Below are 17,379 nucleotides of genomic sequence, written 5' to 3'. Positions count from 1 at the left end.
GGGGAGAAGAGACTATGGCAAAAGAAACGGTATTGCAGGTGAAAAACCTGAAAACCTATTTTTACACAGAAGAGGGAATGGTCCCCGCCGTGGACGGGCTGGACTTTGAACTGGGCAAAGGCGAAACGCTGGCCATCGTGGGCGAGTCCGGCTGCGGAAAAAGCGTCACGTCCCTGTCGGTGCTGCGCATCGTTCCCACGCCTCCGGGCAAAATTCTGGACGGCGAGATCCTGTACAAGGGCGAAGACCTTCTGAAGAAAAGCGAGCGGGAGATGCGTGCCATCCGCGGCAACGAGATCTCCATGATCTTCCAGGAGCCCCTGACCAGCCTGAACCCGGTGTTCACCATCGGCAAGCAGATCACGGACATCCTGCGCATGCATCAGGGCATGAACAAAAAACAGGCCTACGAGAAGGCGGTGGAGATGCTGGCCAAGGTGCGCATCCCCTCGCCGGAAAAAGTGGTCAACGACTATCCGCACCAGCTGTCCGGCGGTATGCGCCAGCGCGTGATGATCGCCATGGCGCTGGCCTGCAACCCGGGCATCCTGATCGCGGACGAACCCACCACCGCTCTGGACGTGACCATCCAGGCGCAGATCATGCATCTGTTGTGTGATCTGAAAAAGGACCGGGATACGTCCATCATTCTGATCACCCATGACCTGGGCGTGGTGGCGCAGATCGCCGAGAACGTCATGGTCATGTATGCGGGCCAGGCGGTGGAGTACGCGGACGTGAAGAGCATCTTCAAAGAGCCGCTGCACCCCTACACCAAGGGCCTGCTGAAATCTTTGCCTGTGCTGGGCGAGGAAAAAGACGAACTGTACAGCATCAAGGGCAACATCCCCAGCCCCAAGGATTATCCCCAGGGCTGCCGGTTCTCCCCGCGGTGCGACCAGGCTTGTGAGAAATGCAGAAAGGAGCCGCCGCCTTTGACGGTGCTCCCGGACGGCCGAAAGGTCCGCTGCTGGAACTATGTGGGAGGTGAGAGCCATGAGTGACGTTTTGCTGGAAGTCAAGGACCTGAAGGTCTACTATCCTGTGAAAACCAAGTCCATCATTCCCCGCAAGGCGTACGTGAAGGCCGTGGACGGCGTCAGCTTTCAGGTGCATAAAAAAGAGGCCTTCGGCATCGTGGGCGAGTCCGGCTGCGGCAAGTCCACCACCGGCCACACCATTGTGGGTCTGCTGAAACCCACCTCCGGCGACATCCTGTTCGAGGGCGAGTCCATTGTGGGCGAAAAGGTCCAGCACTCCAAGGAGCGGGCCAAGAAGCTGCAGATCATTTTCCAGGACCCCTATTCCTCGCTGGATTCCCGCTTCACCGTGGGCCGCTGCATCCGCGAGCCGCTGGACGTGCACAAGATCGGCACCCCGGCCGAGCGCAACGAGCGCGCGGAAGAGCTGATGCGCGAGGTGGGTCTGAACCATGAGCAGATCACCCGCTATCCCCACGAGTTCTCCGGCGGCCAGCGTCAGCGCATCGGCATTGCCCGCGCCCTGGCACTGAACCCCAGCCTGATCATCTGCGACGAGCCGGTGTCCGCGCTGGACGTTTCCATTCAGGCTCAGATTTTGAACCTGATGCAGGAACTGAAAGAAAAACACGGTCTGACGTATATCTTTATCTCCCACAACCTGAGCGTGGTCCATCATTTGTGCGACCGCATCGCCGTGATGTACCTGGGCAATGTGGTGGAGATCGCCGATAAGCGTCAGCTGTTCGACAATCCCCAGCATCCTTACACCAAGGCGCTGCTGGCGGCCATCCCTGTTCCGGACCCGGAGCGCCCGGCCATGAGCGGAGAGCTGGAGGGCGACGTGCCCAGCCCGCTGCATCCGCCCACAGGCTGCTGCTTCCACACCCGGTGCAAGTTTGCCGGCCCCAAGTGCTCGGCGGCGAAGCCGCCTCTGGTGGAACTGGAGCCGGGCCATCAGGTGGCTTGTCATCTGGCCTGCGGCACCATGGATGACAACGCGTGATATTTTTGCCCGAAAGGGTATCAAAATATAAATCAAAGCAAAAGGAGAGAAAATCATGAAAAAGAACAAGCTGCTTGCGTTTGTCCTGGCTGCGGCCCTGGGCGCTTCCATGCTTGCTGCCTGCGGGTCTTCCGGCTCGTCGACTGCGGCTGGCGACGGCGCGTCCACTGCGGCGGGCGAAACCGCCTACAAGGACACCATCACCATTGCCACCGGCAGTGACCAGAACTACATGGACGGCCAGATGAACAACACCAACGACGATTATCTGCGCGCGTGCTATTCTCAGCTGGTCCGCCGCTCCGCCGACAACGAACTGGTGGGCGACCTGGCCGAGAGCTGGGAAGTGTCGGAAGACGGCTGCACCTGGACCTTCCACCTGAAAAAAGGCGTGAAGTTCCACAGCGGCAAAGAGCTGACCTCTGCGGACGTGAAGGCCAGCTACGACCGCCTGCTGGACACCGAGAACCCTGTTCGTTACAGCAGCCTGGCTACCGGCTACATCTCTGAGTGCAAAGTGGTGGACGACTACACCGTTCAGCTGATCACTCCCAGCCCCATCGCGCCGTTCCTGGCCAACCTGACCCACCGTTCCAACCTGATCCTGAACGCCGATTACATTGAGAAATACGGCGCGGATCTGGGCCTGACCGCTGAGTCTGTGGACGGCACCGGCCCGTACAAACTGGCTTCCTGGGACCGCGAGCAGGAAATGGTTCTGGAGCGCTTTGACGACTACTTCGGCGGCGCTGTTCCCACCAAGACCATCGACATCCTCATCGTTTCCGACGCCAACGCCCGTCAGGTGGCTCTGGAGACCGGCGAGGTCGACATGACTACCGTCGCTTCCTCCGAGGTTCCCACCCTGAAGGACAAAGAAGGCATCAAGATCTGGTCCTTTGGCAGCATCGGCGCTCACGGCCTGCAGTTCAACTGCGCGCATGAGTATCTGAGCGATACCCGCCTGCGTCAGGCTGTCAGCTATGCCATCGACCGTCAGGCCATCATCGACGCCCTGTACTCCGACGTGGGCGAGGTCGCCTGCACCGCGCCTGTCAACCCGCTGGTTTGGGGCTACCATGACTTCGGTGTGATCGAGCAGGATCAGGACAAAGCCCGCGAGCTGATGGCCGAGGCCGGCTATCCCGACGGCTTTGAGTTCTCCATCATGGTCTACACCAACTACAACAAGTCTCTGGAGACCTGCGAGATGATCGTTTCCGATCTGGCCGAGGTTGGCATCACCGCCACCATCGAGACCGTTGACAACGCCACCTTCAACTCCTCCATGGGCAGCCGCAGCACTCCGGGCGAAGACTTCCCCTGGGGCATGTTCTTCATGGGTTACGGCGCCGGCACCGCGGACTGCGACGAAGGTCTGCGCCGCATCTGGGAGACTTCTCCGGACGGCAACAACAACAACAACTACGGCTGGTATTCCAACGCCGAAGTGGACGAGCTGCTGAACGCCGCTGCGTCTGAGATGGACGAGGAAGCTCGTCTGGAGCTGTACAAACAGGCTCAGCAGATCCTGTACATCGACGATCCCGCCGCTGTATGGACCAACGACCGTCTGACCATCTGGGCCAGCAGCGACAAATTGGAAGGCCTGAAGCTGAACGTGAATAAAGTCATCTTCTGGGACGAACTGCGCTGCGCCGAGTAATATTTTCTGAGCAAAGGGCCTTCTCCATTGCGCGAAGGCCCTTTCGCTTTCACAGAAAACAATTCTGCGTTGCAGAAAAGGTTGCCACGGGGTTTCCAAAATGGTAAAATCGAAACACCGGCGCCGGCGGCGCAGAAAATCTGGCTGGGCAGGTAACTGTATGAAATACAATTCAAAAGTGGATCTTGTTTACAAGGCCATTCTGGACGGCGTGAAAAAAGGCGACTACCTGCCGGGTGATCGCATTGTGATCAGCCGTGTCGCCAAGGAAAACGGCTGCAGCGAGATTCCTGTGCGGGAAGCGCTGCGCCGGCTGGAAAGCGAAAAAATCGTGGAGCTGGTCCCCAACAAGGGCGCTGTGGTCACGCAGGTCAGCAAAAGCTTTCTGGAGCAGCTGTTCGTGGTCAAAGCCATTCTGGAGGGGCAGGCGGTGCGCATCGTGGTGGACCACATCACCGATGCGCAGCTGGCAAAGCTGCGCGATCTGGCCGAAAAAATGCGCGAGGCCTTTGAGCAGGAAAACCTGAAGCGCTGTTCCGCGCTGAACCGAAAATTTCACATCGACCTGTACAGCACAACCGGAAACGATGTGCTGGTGCAGCACATTGCCGAGCTGTGGAACAAGTGGCCGCTGGGCCACTACGCCAACCAGGTGCCGGACGAATGGTACCGCATCTCCACCCAGCAGCACTTTGATCTTCTGGATGCCATTGCGGCAAAAGACAAAGACCGGGCGGAGCAGATCATGTGGGCGCACAAGCGCGGCGCTGTGGAAAATGTGGGCAAGCGCACAGAGTCCCACGACATTGCAGAATAAGATTTTTGAATAAAAGCCCCCGGCGGGAACATCCCGCCGGGGGCTTTTGCGCAGTATGAGCAGCGGCGGGAACACACCCCGCCGCGCTTTTTTCGTGGGTACGTTTGGAAAACACCGGGCACACCGCCCCAAAACGGCCTTTTGTACCCTCGATGACGAATTGTTGAATGTTGAAAACCTGTTGCAATTCGCATAGAAAAATAAGATATAATTGTGAGAAGATGAAAATATCGCCCGATTTTATTGGCTTTTTGCGACCGTTTTTATAATATTGTTAGACAATCATTCCTTCATTCAAACTGTCCGCAAGACAATTTGGAAAGGAATGGGAATGGGCAGAAATTGGAAAAGGAGAATGAAATCATGAGAAAAAGACGGATGGCACTGTTTTTGAGCGCTGCGATCGCGGCGTCTGCACTTCTCACGGGCTGCGGTTCTGCGGCATCCGGCAGCACGGCGGCAAGCCAGGAAGTGGTCACCTTTAAGATGGTAGGCAACAACGCTTCCGCTTTGTCCACCGAGGCTGCCAAGAAGATTGCGGCACTCATCGAGGAGAAATCCAACGGAACGCTGAAACCCGAACTGTACCTGGAAGGCCAGCTGGGCGACAACGATGAAGACCTGTGCACCGGCCTGTCCGAGGGCAACTACGAAATGCTGATCAACGCCGAGATGCTGTTCAACTGGGCTGTGCCCGAGTGGATGGAGCTGTTCAACATGGCGTTCATCTTTGAGAACCAGCAGCACCTGCAGAAATTCTGGGAGAGCGACATCGGCGCCGACCTGGGCGAGCAGCTGGTTGAAAAATACGGCGTTCGCGCTTACCTGAACACCATCGCTCTGCGTGGTCCCCGTTACCTGACCGCCAACAAACCCGTTTACAGCGTCAGCGACATGGCAGGCGTGAAACTGCGCACTCCCAACAACGCAGGCGTTATCGCTTCCTGGACCGCAACGGGCGCCAACGTGACCCCGGTTGCCTGGGGCGAGCTGTTCGGCGCTCTGCAGACCGGTATCGTCAACGCCCAGGAGAACCCCCTGGCCAACATCGATCAGGCTGGCCTGTACCAGGTTCAGAGCTATCTGATGCAGACCGAGCACCAGTACACCAACTACTTCATGTTCTTCAACGAGGCATGGTGGCAGTCCCTGAGCGACGAGCACAAACAGATCATCAGCGAGGCCATTGACGAGGGCTTCACCTGGCACAACGAGCAGGTCAACGCCGAGGACGAGGCCTTCCTGGAGAGCTTCCAGGAGAAGGGCATGACCCTGATCACCAAAGACGAGATCGACATCGAGTCCTTCAAGGAAGCCATCATCCCGCAGCTGCTGGAGGAGAACAAAGACGTGTATCCCGAAGGCGCTTACGAGCAGATTCAGGCTCTGAATCAATAAGAATCAGTAAAACAAATTCGCAACACGGAAGGGGCGCTTTCAAGTGCAAAAGTTCGCGCGAGCAATTTCCCGTGTGGCCGCATGGCTGGAACAAATCGTGCGCGTTGTGTCCATGCTGGTTGTGGGCTTTCTGATCTGCATGGTGTTCCTGCAGGTCGCCCGCAGAACGCTGACGGGAAAATCCATTATTGAAATCGAAGAATTGTCCATTGTACTGGCGTCCTGGGTGGCCTTTTTGACCATCTCCTACGCCGTGCGCAAACGCGTACACGTCCGCATCGACGTGCTCACGGCAAAGCTGCCCTTCCGTGTGCAGCATGTGCTGGAACTGCTGATCCAGGTGGCCATCTTTGTGATGGCCATCGTCCTGGTAGTCTTTGGCTGGCAGCTGGCTCAGAACAAGATGATGGTGCCCATGACGGTGCTTCCCATCAACTCCATCTGGTGGTACATTTCCTATCCGGTGGGCATGAGCTTCACATGCTTCTTTTTGTTCGACAATGTGGTGCAGGAACTGGCCACCGTTGTGACCGGCCAGGACCCGCGCGAGCCCAGCCAAGAGGAGGGATGACCGTATGTCGGCCGGCATTTCCATCGGTTCGCTGTTCATGGGCGGCATCACGGCAGGTATCCTGATGGGCCTGTTCATGATGGCCACGGTGTACATCATCGCCAAAAAGCGCGGCTATCCAAAGCACAAACGTTCCACCTGGCGTGGACGAATCAAGTCCTTCTTCTCTGCGCTGCCGGCGCTGCTGTCTCCGGTCATTCTGGTGGGCGGCATCTTCTCCGGCTACTTCACTCCCACCGAGGCGGCGGCTGTGGCGGTCTTCTATTCTCTGATCGTCGGCATCTTCGTCTATCGGGAGCTGAAATGGAAAGACATCATCCGCGTGATGACCACCGGCATTGAAAACCTGGGTCTGGTCATGCTGCTGTTTATGGGCACATTTATGGAGACGAACGCCAGCATTTTGATCCTGACGCCCATTTTGATGCCCATTGTGACACAAATCGGCGTGCATCCGGTTCAATTTGGTGTTATAATGATCTTTGCATTGATGATCGGTCTGCTCACGCCGCCGATGGCGATCTGCCTGTTCCTGACCACCAAGCTGGGCGGTATTTCCTTCCAGCGGGCGTTTAAGGCGGTCACGCCGTATTACATCGGTCTTCTGATCGTGTTGCTGCTGATCAACGTGTTCCCGCAAATTACACTGGCTGTACCAAAACTGTTATTGGGAAGCTCATTTTAAAGGAGACTGAATGGAGCCGATTCAAAAAAAGTCAACGGTTGATCTTGCCGTGGAAAAGCTGACGGAGTACATCTGCAGCGGCAGCATCGCCGTGGGCGACAAGATGCCTGCGGAAATGGTGCTGTGCAAACAACTGAATATCAGCCGCACCACCATTCGGGAGGCATACCGTGTGCTGCAGTCTCAGGGCTATCTGGACATTCAGCCCGGCCGGGGCGCCTTTGTCCAGAGCAAAGAGCAGAATTTCATTCAGGAGGCCATGGATTGGATCTCCTCCCATCGGGTGGTAAGCAGCGACTATCTGTTCGTGCGCATGGCGCTGGACCCGCTTGCGGCCAGCCTGGCGGCGGAAAACGCCGTCAGCCGTGACATCGACGAGCTGTGCACCATTCACCAGGCCTTTGTGAAAAGCGTTCACGAAAAGGATTATGTGGCCATGGCGGAACTGGACGCACGGTTCCACGCCCGGATCGCCGCCATCACCCACAACGATCTGCTGATCGCGCTGGTGGGACTGGTGAACCACTACTTTGAGATTTTGCGCCAGAACAGCTTTCAGTTTGAGCGAAACGCGTCCCATGCGATCGTGCCTCACGAGCGCATTCTGGAGGCGATCGCGGCGGGCGACAGCGAACAGGCCAAAAAGGAGAGCGTGGCCCATATGCAGGCTGCCATCCAGGACCTGTGCCGCGATGACCCCACGGTTCGGTGAACCGGACAACATTGACAAAACCGGCGCCCTTGCGAGCCTTTTTCGGCTCCCGGGGCGCCGGTTTCTGTTTGTGCGCGGCTTGACAGAAACGCTTTGTGCGTGTACGATACCAAAAACGGAAAAGGAGAGGATCGCGTGCGAATTTTCCGCAAAAAAAGATGGCTGTTGCTGCCGGGGCTGCTGGTGCTGGGGGCGGCGCTGCTGCTTTACGCCCGTTTCGTGGAGCCCGCCCGGCTGACGGTGCGCACCCGCACCGTGCAGGCCGAGGGGTTGTCCCGTTCGCTGAAGGTGGTGTTCTTCACCGACACCCATTTCGGGCGCTGGTATGGTGTGGACCGGGCCGCCCGCCTGGTGGACGCCATCAATGCCCGGCAGCCGGACGTGGTGCTGTTTGGCGGCGATCTGCTGGACAACTACGCCCGGGACCGGGACAGCCTGGACCTGGAGGAACTGGCCGCGCAGCTGGGGCGCATTCAGGCGCCGGGCGGCAAGTTTGCCGTGTGGGGCAACCACGATTACGGCGGCGGTGCGGTGCGCGTGTACGAGAGCCTGCTGGAGCAGGCGGGCTTTCAGGTGCTCAACGACGAGAGCCTGCTGGAAGAATGGAACGTGCAGGTGGTGGGATACGACGACGTGCTCATGGGCTGGACCGACCCGGAACTGTATCAGCTGAACCGCGATATTTTTCAGCTGGTGGTGGCCCACGAACCTTCGGTGGCTGAAAAAATTTCCGCCCCGGGCGAGTGCTTTGTACTGTCCGGCCACACCCACGGGGGGCAGGCGTCGCTGCCGCTTTTGAACCGGCTCTGGCTGCCCGCCGGATCAGGGGGGATGGTGCGGGGCGACTACACCACACAAGACGGCACACAGGTCTATGTCAGCAGCGGCGTGGGCCTGACAAAATTGCCGCTGCGCTTTTTGTGCCCGCCGGAGATCGTGTGCGTCACCTTTGAACCGGCCGTGTAAAAAACCGCTCGTTTCCATCGGGAAACGAGCGGTTTTTGGTTCATTGGGCGGATGCGCCGGGGGCCGGATGCGCGTAGGGGTCGGGCACCGGGGCGCCGCAGTACGGGCAAATGGGGCTGCCCTCCATCAGGTGCCGCTTGCACCGGGGGCAGTCCGGGCCGATGCGGGCGATCGCCGGCCGCCACAGAGGCGAACAGAAAATGCGGTCCAGGGCAGTCTTGCCCTGCAGCAGTTCATCTTTCAGGTCCTGCGCGGAGATGGGCGCCCAGGTTTTCTCCAAAATCCAGCGGGCGGTGTGCTCCGCCGGGTCCTGTGACGGGTCCAGGGCGAGCAATTCCCGGTTGATCTCCTGCAGGTGCTGCTTCACTGCGGCCGGGTGCAGCTGCCAGCGCATGGAAAAGCGCGGTTCGTATTCCCGGTCCAGATAAGCCAGCAGGCGCTGGGTCTCGAACGGGCTTCCGGGCATGGCCAGGGCCGTCAGCCCCGCAAAGAAGGGCGCCGGGTCGCATTTCATCAGCGAGCGACGCTCCATCGTGCCAAAGGTCCAGTCGCGGATGGTGTAATAGGACGCTTCCAGATAGCTTTTCGGCTGCTCGTCAAAATACACGTCGCAGCGTTTGGAATAGCGGAAATAGCAGCTCCAGATGACCGCAGACAGCACGGCGGACAGACACTGGATGACGGCTGTCCGCACAGCAAGGGTCACCAGCAGCAGTGTCAGCGCGTTGCCCCAGAGGGTCAGGGCGCAAAGCCACAGCAGCTCGATGGACGGCGGCTGGCGGCGCTCCAGCGTGACGATCAGTTTCCACTGCAGCAGACAGTAATAGAAGGAGAACAGCGGGGGAAACATCATGAAAATGCCGGTGGGCGTTGCGATCAGGAAAAAGAACTGCAGCAGGCGGAGCAGGCAACTCAGCACGCCGCCGACCAGCCGCAGCCAGCACAGCGCATAGAAAAGCTGCAGAATGCCGCCTTTCTTTTTTCCGAATGTTTGTTGCTCCATCAGGAAGCCTCCTTGTGCGTCAGGGCGCGGGCGGGTATTCGGTGCACAAAAGCCGGTAGGGCGGTTCGTCCTCCTCTACGGCAGGGAACCGGCCGATGGGCTCGAAGAACCGGTTGTCCGCCACGTCGTCGTTGCAGCTGGACACTTCGCCCACCAGCACGCTGCCCGCCTCGGAGGCGTAAAAAGCGTGATAGCACAGGGGCTCCAGCGTCAGGCTTTCGCCGGGCATCAGGCCGAAGGGAACGCCCGCGGGCACCGTCACCCGGCGGCCGTCCCGGTGCAGGGTCACGTCCGTGTCCAGCCGGTTGCCGTCGGTGTCGGCATTGTACAGGATGAACATCAGTTCACCGCCGCCGCGGTTGATGATGTCCTCGGTCTTTTTCCAGTGAAAATGCAGCGGACACACCTGCAGCGGCTGGCTGAGCATGATTTTTTCCGCATAGGGTTTGCCGCCGGGCAGACCGTTGCGCAGCGTGATCAGCGCAAGACCGGTCTTTTCGTACTGGCCCAGGCCGTAGTCCGTCACGTCCCAGCCCAGCCCGGCCTGGCGCACTTCGTCCCACTCGTGCCCGGCTTCGGCCCACTGTTCGGGTGTGAAGCCCGTGAAGGGCGGCAGCGCAAAGCAGTGGCGCGCCAGCATGTCTTCAAACTGCCGGATGATCCCGTTGATTTCCGATCGCTTCATATTCATTCCTCCATCCGGCGGAAGTCGACCCCCCGCCTTGTTGTCCAGTATTCCAGCGCACGGCGCACAAAGCTTTCGGGAAAGCCGTACCATTCGGCCAGCTGCCAGGGCTCGGTCAGGCCCGAGGCCATGGCCGTTTTCAGCTCGTCCGCCGGCAGATAGTGCTCAAAGGCCCACCGGTTGGCCTTGTACTCGTGCTTTTCCACCAGGTCCCAGGGGCTGGACACCGCGTGGGTGCACCCTGTGGCGCAGTGGCCGATCTCATGGCCCAGCGCCTCCCGGTACTGGGACAGATCCGAAAATTGTGAAAAGTCCAGAAAAATGGCGTACTCGCCGCCCATCTCCAGGGTGGCTGCGTCGGTGAACCCGATGGGGTACGGAAACAGACGGATGCCCCGCTGACGAATGTCCCGGTACATCTTGGAAAGCAATGGCTCACGCCTCCTTATTTGTTCCGGTCCGCCTGCTGCGCGGCACGGAAGATGCGCGCCATCTCCAGCAGTTTGTTCCGGTTCTCTTCGGTCAGTGCCTGCGCCTCCCGGTGCAGGGCATAGGTGAAATCATCAAAGCCGATCTCGTTTTCCGGTTCGCGCCGGTCCGAACGGCCCATCAGCCACTCCGGGTTCACATCCAGCGCCCGGGCCATGGCCTCCAGCACCGGCTGCTTTACGTTTTCGATCCGGCCCTGTTCGTAGCGCTGCACCGTGGACTTGGTCACACCGATGGCGGTCGCGATCTCCTGCAGTGTCATTCCCGCGTCTTTGCGCGCCAACCGAATCCGCTCGGCAATTTTTTCCTGGTCCATTGTGTAACACTCCTTTGTTGGTTTGGTCCCATTGTAGCACAATTATTTGCGTAATGCAACACAAAATCCAAACAAAGTTGCACAAAGTTCTTTGTGAAAGTTGCCGGGTGCAACGCACAGGAAAATAATACCACGGTGCATGTCCGAAAAAGCGTACTTTCTTAAGAAATCTCCTTTTTCTTCTCCTTCTCCTTCGTCTTCTCCTTTTCCTTCTCCTTGGGGGGCGTTCGGTACCGTTCGGTAGCGTTCGGTTTTTGAAACCTTTCGCAAATGTAAGGAATTTGTAAGCCGCTTGTTCTGGATTTAGACATAATTGGCCGCTATAATGAGAAATATCGACAGGAAGGGACGGTTTTCTCCATGAGAAAAATTTTCAAGGGACTGGCGGCAGCGCTTGTGCTTGTGGTGGTGCTGACCGTGCTGGGCGTTGGCGTGGACGGCTGGCGGCTGTACCGCAACGCGGTGGAGCAAACCGGCATCGAGCAGGCCGTGGAGCAGGTGCGCGCACAGGAGGGCTATACGCCGCTGGACCAGCTGCCCGCGCTGTACCCGCAGGCGGTGGTGGCGGTGGAAGACCGGCGCTTTTACGACCACAACGGGGTGGACCCCATTGCCATCGCCCGGGCGGTGTGGGTGAACCTGCGCACGGGCAGCCTGGCCGAAGGGGGCAGCACGCTGACCCAGCAGCTGGCCAAAAACCTGTACTTCACCCAGGAGAAGAAGTTCACCCGCAAAGTGGCGGAAGTGTTCACCGCCTGGGACCTGGAGCGCCGGTACACCAAGGATGAAATTCTGGAGCTGTACATCAACAGCATTTACTACGGCGAGGGCTATTATGGCATCTGCAGCGCCAGCCGGGGTTATTTCGGCAAGGACCCGACGGAGATGACCGATTACGAGTGCACCCTGCTGGCGGGGGTGCCCAACGCCCCCAGCGTGTACGCGCCCACGGTGAACCCCGATCTGGCGGCCCAGCGCCAGCGGCAGGTGGTGGACAGCCTGGTGGACACGGGCTGCATCACCGAGCAGCAGGCGCAGGAGATCCTGGCCGGTGAATAGACAAAACACAAAGGGGCCCCGCGGTGTGCGGGGCCCCTTTGCGCGTGAACCCTGTTGTGCTTCTTTTGGAAAAATACAATGTGTATTATTTTTGCGGGATACAACCCTCTGAATTGTTGCTTTGGACAAAGGGAGCGGCGAAAAACCGTCAAATGGACAAGGGCTTTGCCTGTTGACGGGGCGGCAGGGCGTGGTACAATAAAGGCAGAAATTTCCATTGAAGGAGTTGTTGCACCATGGCAAATCGCATTGTTTTGAATACCATTTCCTATCACGGAAAGGGCGCTTTGGAGAACATCGTGCCGGAGCTGACCGGCCGCGGCTTTCACAAGGCGTTCGTCTGCTCGGACCCGGACCTTTTGAAATTCGGCGTGACGCAGAAAGTCACAGACCTGCTGGACGCAGCCGGCTTCGCCTATGAAATTTATTCCGACATCAAGGCAAACCCCACCATTGAGAACGTTCAGCACGGCGTGGCGGCGTTCCAGGCCAGCGGCGCGGACTGCATTGTGGCCATCGGCGGCGGTTCTTCCATGGACACTGCCAAGGCCGTGGGCATCATTGCGGAAAACCCGGAATTTGCGGATGTGCGCAGCCTGGAGGGCGTGGCTCCCACCAAGAACCATGCCACCTTCACCATCGCTGTTCCCACCACTGCCGGCACTGCGGCGGAGGTCACCATCAACTACGTGATCACCGACGTGGAGAAAAAGCGCAAATTCGTGTGCGTGGATACCCATGACATTCCCGAAGTGGCCGTGATCGACCCCGACATGATGGCCACCATGCCCAAGGGCCTGACGGCCGCCACCGGCATGGACGCGCTGACCCATGCCATCGAGGGCTACATCACCAAGGGCGCCTGGGAGATGACGGATATGTTCCATCTGGAAGCCATCCGCCTGATCTCCAAATACCTGCGCTCTTCCGTGGCCGGCGAGGCCGAGGGCCGCGAGGGCATGGCGCTGGCGCAGTACATTGCGGGCCAGGGCTTCTCCAACGTGGGTCTGGGCATCGTGCACTCCATGGCCCACAGCCTGGGCGCTGTGTATGACACGCCCCACGGCGTGGCCAACGCCATTCTGCTGCCCACGGTGATGGAGTACAACGCGCCCTGCACCGGTGAGAAGTACCGCGAGATCGCCCGCGCCATGGGTGTGGAAGGCGTGGACGCCATGACCCAGGACGAGTACCGCAAGGCTGCCTGCGACGCGGTGAAGCAGCTGAGCGCCGACGTGGGCATCCCGGCCGATCTGAAGGAGATCGCAAAGGACGAGGACGTGCAGTTCCTCAGCGAGTCCGCTTTTGCCGACGCCTGCCGCCCGGGCAACCCCCGCGACACCAGCGTGGAAGAGATTGCCGCACTGTACCGCAAACTGCTGTAACCATCCCAAAAAGAGGGGGCTGTGAGCCCCCTCTTTTTTATGCCGTTTTTCAGTTTTCGATCATGATTTCCAGAATCTCCCGGTCCGTGGCCTCCATGCCGTCCTTGGCCATGCGGCAGAAGCTGTCGATGGTCTCTTCGTAGCAGTCCTTCACAAGACCCTCACCCGGGCGGAACACATGGCCCCGCTTGGCCATCTCGTACCCCAGCAGGCCCGCTTCCACAGAGCTGGCGATTTTGGCCGCGCAGGAAGACTTGGCGCCGTCGCACACAATGCCGCCCACATTGGCCTGGGTGTTGGTGATGATCATGCCCAGCATGTCCGCGTCAGCCCCCTGCAGAAAGGCGATGCCGCAGGCCGCGGCCGTGCCGGCGCTGACCGCGCCGCAGAAAGCGGAAAGCCGCCCGACCTTGTATTTTTGCATGATGGCCACCAGATTGGAGACCACCAGCGCCCGGCACAGCTCCTCGTGGCTGCTGCCCAGGAAACGGGCGTACTCCATGACCGGCACCGAAACGGTGATGCCCTGGTTGCCGCTGCCCGAGTTGATGACCACGGGCATTTCGCAGCCGTTCATGCGCGCGTCCGACCCGGCGGCCGCCGCGGCCCGGGCGCGGATGTTCACGCCGTCGCCGTACACTTCCAGCAGGGTTTGGCCCACGGCCTCGCCCCAGCGGTTGGCCAGACCCTCCCGGGCAATGGCGCTGTTGCATTCGATCTCCTTGTCCAGCACCGGGTACAGGCCGGTCAGATCTCCGGTGCGGGCGTACCGCACAATGTCTTCCAGGTTCAGGCAGCTGCGGTCGGTGCCGTCCGTGCCGGTGCTGTCCAACCGGTGGGGAATGTCGTACACCACCCGGCCGTTGCGCTCGGCGTGGACCACATGGTTGTGCTCGTGCAGAATCTCCACCATGGCCCGGTCCTGCCCGGCGCGGCAGCGCACAAGGATGTGCAGTTTGGCCGGGGTCTCCAGCAGCTGCACCCGGCACGCACCCCGGGCCAGCATCTGCCGGGTGATCTCCAGATCCTGCGGGGTGACGGCGGTCAGCACTTCCAGCTCCCGGTCTGCGTCGCCGCCCACAGCGCCCAGAATGGCCGCGGCCTCAATGCCGCGCAGGTCTTCGGCCATGGGCACGGCCACCGCCCGGGCGTTTTTGATCAGGTTGCCGCTGCACTCCACGCAGATCTCTTCCGGCAGCGCGCCCAGCACCTGCCGCGCCTTGGCCGCCGCAAAGGCGATGGCAATGGGCTCGGTGCAGCCCAGGGCGGTGAGCATCTCCTCGTGCAGAATGGCCTCATATTTCTGAAAGGTTTCCATCACAAATCTCTCTCTTTCATGAAAAAAGGCAGCCGCACAGGCTGCCTTCGATGGGTGGTGGGATCTCAGGGACTCGAACCCTGGACCATCCGGTTATGAGCCGGAAGCTCTAACCAACTGCGCTAAGATCCCACGGCCTTTTTATTATACGATAAAAAAGCCGGAAAGAAAAGAAGAATTTTTTGTGAGAGCGCAGACTCTTTCCGCATTGACCGCGCGCTTTTGCCGGTTGGGGACATCATTTCGCCAGGTCCTTCAACGTTTCGCCGGCGATCCGGTACACGGTCCAGTCGGACATGGGCTCTGCGCCCAGCGACAGGTAAAAATCAATGCTGGGTTTGTTCCAGTCCAGACACCACCATTCCAGACGGCCGCATTTGCGCTCAACGGCAATGGAGGCAAGTTTCTTTAAGATTGCTTTACCGTATCCTTTTCCTCTGTATTCCGGAGAGACGTATAAATCTTCCAGATACAGACCGGCCCGCCCCAGAAACGTGGAAAAATTGTGGAAGAACAGAGCAAACCCGATCTCTTTCCCGTCCAGACAGGCAAAAATCACTTCTGCTTTGTTCTTGTCAAAAATCCACTCTTCCAGCGTTGCTTCATCGGCCACCACTTTGTCCAGCATTTTTTCATACGCGGCAAGCTCTCGAATAAATTTCAAAATCAGGGAAACGTCGTTGCGCTCTGCGTATCGAAAGTTCAATTCCGCATTCATTTTCTCTGCCTCCTCCGGTAAGGGTTGTTACGGGTTCTCTGTGGGCAGCAGCTTTTTGCGCCGCGCCAGAAACAGCGTCAGCGTGGTGCAGCTGGCCACAATGTCCGCAATGGGCTCGGCCACATAGATGCCCAGCACGCTGCCGGTGATCCGGGGCAGGATGATGGCCAGGGGGATCAGCAGAATGATCTTCCGCAGCAGCGCCAGGAACAGGCTGGTCTTGGCCTGGCCCAGGGCCATGAAGGTGGTCTGGCAGGCCATCTGCGCGCCGAAGGCCCAGATGCCCGCGAAGAAGATGGGCATGGTCTTCACCACCAGATCGATCAGCGCCTGCTCCTGGGTGAACAGCCGGGCGGGAACACCCGGGAACAGCACCAGCAGCAGGCAGCACACCACGGTGACGCCCATCGTGATCTTCAGCAGCAGGCGGAAGGTCTCCCGCACGCGGGCGTAATTTTTGGCTCCGTAGTTGTAACTCATGATGGGCTGAGCGCCCTGAGAAATGCCGTTCACCGGCATCACCAGCATTTGCATGATGCTTTGCATGATGGTCATGCTGCCCACGTACAAATCGCCGCCGAAGCGCTGCAGGCCGGTGTTCAGAGTGATGTTCACCAGACTTTCCGTGCTCTGCATGATGAAGGGCGCCACGCCCAGCGAGGCGATGCGCCCCACAATGCGGCCGCAGGGCTTCATGTTGGCCAGACGGATGCGGATGACACTGCGCTTGGAGCACAGAAAGCTCAAAACCCACAGCGCGCTGACCGCCTGGGACAGAATGGTGGCCAGAGCCGCGCCCCGTACGCCCATGCCCAGCACGAAGATGAAGATGGGGTCCAGCACGATGTTCAGCACCGCGCCGATGAGCACACTGAGCATGGCGGTGGCGGCGTTGCCCTGGGCGCTGATGAAGGCGTTCAGCCCCAGCGCCAGCTGCACGAACACCGTGCCCAGCAGGTAGATGGAAATGTAATCCACCGCGTATCCGATGACGTTGTCCGACGCGCCGAAGGCGTACAGAATGGGCTCCTTCCAGATGCTGAAGACCGCGGTCAGCACCGCGGCGGTCACCAGCAGCATGGTCAGGGAGTTGCCCAGAATGCGCTCGGCGCCGGGGCGGTCGCCCGCGCCCAGCTGAATGGATGCCAGCGGCGCCGCACCCATGCCGGAAAAGGCCGCAAAGGCCGACACCAGCAAAAGAATGGGGAAGGTGACGCCCACACCCGTCAGCGCCATGGCGCCGATGTCCGGAATGTTGCCGATGTAAATGCGGTCCACCACGTTGTAAAGCATGTTGATGAGCTGGGCTGCCATACTGGGCACCGCCAGCTTGGCCAGCAGCCGCCCGATGGGCAGGGTGCCCAGTGCCTCGTCGCTGTTCTGTTTCAAGTCTCTCGCTCCCTTGTCTTTCTTACATAACATACAATGATAACACAAAGCGGGTGTAAAGAGAAGCTTTTTCCACCCGAAAGGACCTGCAGGGTGCAGGCTGGTACAAAAAAGGACGCCGGAAAAGCCGGGGTGACATAAGAAAACGGCGGTGAAGCCCCGGAATTTTGACGCATGAAACGCAAAGAGCGGTCCTGCAAGCAAATTGCTTGCAGG

The 17,379-nt window shown here is 59.4% G+C and carries 20 protein-coding genes and 1 tRNA gene; 11 read left to right on the top strand and 10 right to left on the bottom strand.

What is annotated here, in order from left to right:
* Positions 1–14 precede the first annotated feature (14 nt).
* From WMO24_RS07095 to WMO24_RS07055, 9 genes are all read left to right on the top strand, one after another.
* A complete protein-coding gene (locus WMO24_RS07095) occupies positions 15–1,004 on the top strand; it encodes an ABC transporter ATP-binding protein (RefSeq protein ID WP_349215656.1) in 990 nt (329 codons plus the stop codon).
* Complete coding sequence (locus WMO24_RS07090; protein WP_349215655.1) at positions 997–1,986, top strand: ABC transporter ATP-binding protein; 990 nt, start codon at positions 997–999, stop codon at positions 1,984–1,986. The genes WMO24_RS07095 and WMO24_RS07090 overlap by 8 nt, the downstream gene beginning before the upstream one ends.
* 55 nt (positions 1,987–2,041) lie before the next feature.
* Positions 2,042–3,652 (top strand): ABC transporter substrate-binding protein, encoded by a 1,611-nt coding sequence (locus WMO24_RS07085; protein ID WP_349215654.1) that lies wholly within the window; start codon positions 2,042–2,044, stop codon positions 3,650–3,652.
* A 160-nt stretch (positions 3,653–3,812) separates the two neighbouring features.
* The gene (locus WMO24_RS07080; RefSeq protein WP_349215650.1) at positions 3,813–4,469 is read left to right on the top strand and encodes a GntR family transcriptional regulator; all 657 of its coding nucleotides are present in this window, start codon (positions 3,813–3,815) and stop codon (positions 4,467–4,469) included.
* 363 nt (positions 4,470–4,832) lie between these two features.
* On the top strand, positions 4,833–5,867 hold the full coding sequence (locus tag WMO24_RS07075; RefSeq protein WP_349215649.1) for a TRAP transporter substrate-binding protein: 1,035 nt from the start codon (positions 4,833–4,835) through the stop codon (positions 5,865–5,867).
* 43 nt (positions 5,868–5,910) lie between these two features.
* Positions 5,911–6,438 (top strand): TRAP transporter small permease, encoded by a 528-nt coding sequence (locus WMO24_RS07070; RefSeq protein ID WP_349215647.1) that lies wholly within the window; start codon positions 5,911–5,913, stop codon positions 6,436–6,438.
* A 4-nt stretch (positions 6,439–6,442) separates the two neighbouring features.
* Entirely contained in the window at positions 6,443–7,123 is a 681-nt protein-coding gene (locus tag WMO24_RS07065; RefSeq protein ID WP_349215646.1) for a TRAP transporter large permease subunit, read from the top strand.
* Between the two features lie 10 nt (positions 7,124–7,133).
* The gene (locus tag WMO24_RS07060; protein WP_349215645.1) at positions 7,134–7,835 is read left to right on the top strand and encodes a FadR/GntR family transcriptional regulator; all 702 of its coding nucleotides are present in this window, start codon (positions 7,134–7,136) and stop codon (positions 7,833–7,835) included.
* A gap of 99 nt (positions 7,836–7,934) precedes the next feature.
* The gene (locus WMO24_RS07055) at positions 7,935–8,801 is read left to right on the top strand and encodes a metallophosphoesterase (protein WP_349215644.1); all 867 of its coding nucleotides are present in this window, start codon (positions 7,935–7,937) and stop codon (positions 8,799–8,801) included.
* A gap of 40 nt (positions 8,802–8,841) precedes the next feature.
* Here the strand turns inward: WMO24_RS07055 and WMO24_RS07050 are convergent, their stop codons facing one another.
* The 5 genes from WMO24_RS07050 to WMO24_RS07030 are packed head-to-tail and all read right to left on the bottom strand — an operon-like array spanning position 8,842 to position 11,564.
* Positions 8,842–9,804, bottom strand: a complete 963-nt coding sequence (locus WMO24_RS07050; RefSeq protein ID WP_349215643.1) for a hypothetical protein — start codon at positions 9,802–9,804, stop codon at positions 8,842–8,844.
* A gap of 19 nt (positions 9,805–9,823) precedes the next feature.
* Positions 9,824–10,489 (bottom strand): D-lyxose/D-mannose family sugar isomerase, encoded by a 666-nt coding sequence (locus tag WMO24_RS07045; RefSeq protein WP_349215641.1) that lies wholly within the window; start codon positions 10,487–10,489, stop codon positions 9,824–9,826.
* A gap of 2 nt (positions 10,490–10,491) precedes the next feature.
* Entirely contained in the window at positions 10,492–10,920 is a 429-nt protein-coding gene (locus tag WMO24_RS07040) for an ImmA/IrrE family metallo-endopeptidase (protein WP_349215639.1), read from the bottom strand.
* Positions 10,921–10,934: 14 nt separating this feature from the next.
* A complete protein-coding gene (locus WMO24_RS07035; protein ID WP_349215638.1) occupies positions 10,935–11,294 on the bottom strand; it encodes a helix-turn-helix domain-containing protein in 360 nt (119 codons plus the stop codon).
* A gap of 42 nt (positions 11,295–11,336) precedes the next feature.
* A complete protein-coding gene (locus WMO24_RS07030) occupies positions 11,337–11,564 on the bottom strand; it encodes a hypothetical protein (RefSeq protein WP_349215637.1) in 228 nt (75 codons plus the stop codon).
* Positions 11,565–11,654: 90 nt separating this feature from the next.
* On the opposite strand from WMO24_RS07030, the gene WMO24_RS07025 reads away from it, so the two are divergent.
* Both WMO24_RS07025 and fucO read left to right on the top strand, forming a co-directional pair.
* Positions 11,655–12,353 carry a transglycosylase domain-containing protein gene (locus tag WMO24_RS07025; protein WP_349215636.1) on the top strand — a complete coding sequence of 233 codons (699 nt, stop codon included), beginning with the start codon at positions 11,655–11,657 and terminating at the stop codon, positions 12,351–12,353.
* Positions 12,354–12,589: 236 nt separating this feature from the next.
* Positions 12,590–13,738 carry a lactaldehyde reductase gene (fucO, locus tag WMO24_RS07020; RefSeq protein WP_349215634.1) on the top strand — a complete coding sequence of 383 codons (1,149 nt, stop codon included), beginning with the start codon at positions 12,590–12,592 and terminating at the stop codon, positions 13,736–13,738.
* 49 nt (positions 13,739–13,787) lie between these two features.
* Here fucO and WMO24_RS07015 read toward each other — a convergent pair whose 3' ends face one another.
* From WMO24_RS07015 to WMO24_RS06995, 5 genes are all read right to left on the bottom strand, one after another.
* A complete protein-coding gene (locus tag WMO24_RS07015; protein ID WP_349215633.1) occupies positions 13,788–15,056 on the bottom strand; it encodes an L-cysteine desulfidase family protein in 1,269 nt (422 codons plus the stop codon).
* A gap of 55 nt (positions 15,057–15,111) precedes the next feature.
* A tRNA-Ile gene (locus tag WMO24_RS07010) sits at positions 15,112–15,188 on the bottom strand.
* A gap of 106 nt (positions 15,189–15,294) precedes the next feature.
* Complete coding sequence (locus WMO24_RS07005; RefSeq protein ID WP_349215631.1) at positions 15,295–15,774, bottom strand: GNAT family N-acetyltransferase; 480 nt, start codon at positions 15,772–15,774, stop codon at positions 15,295–15,297.
* Between the two features lie 27 nt (positions 15,775–15,801).
* Positions 15,802–17,196: an MATE family efflux transporter gene (locus WMO24_RS07000; RefSeq protein ID WP_349215629.1), complete on the bottom strand. Its 1,395-nt coding sequence runs from the start codon at positions 17,194–17,196 to the stop codon at positions 15,802–15,804.
* A partial coding sequence (locus WMO24_RS06995) for a hypothetical protein (RefSeq protein ID WP_349215628.1) occupies positions 17,160–17,379 on the bottom strand: 220 nt, incomplete at its 5' end. The genes WMO24_RS07000 and WMO24_RS06995, both read right to left, overlap by 37 nt.

It is taken from the genome of Ruthenibacterium intestinale (assembly GCF_040096265.1).
Classification (GTDB): Bacteria; Bacillota; Clostridia; order Oscillospirales; family Ruminococcaceae; genus Ruthenibacterium; species Ruthenibacterium komagatae.
Note: the sequence above shows the minus strand (reverse complement) of the source record. Positions and strands in the feature narration are given on the sequence as shown.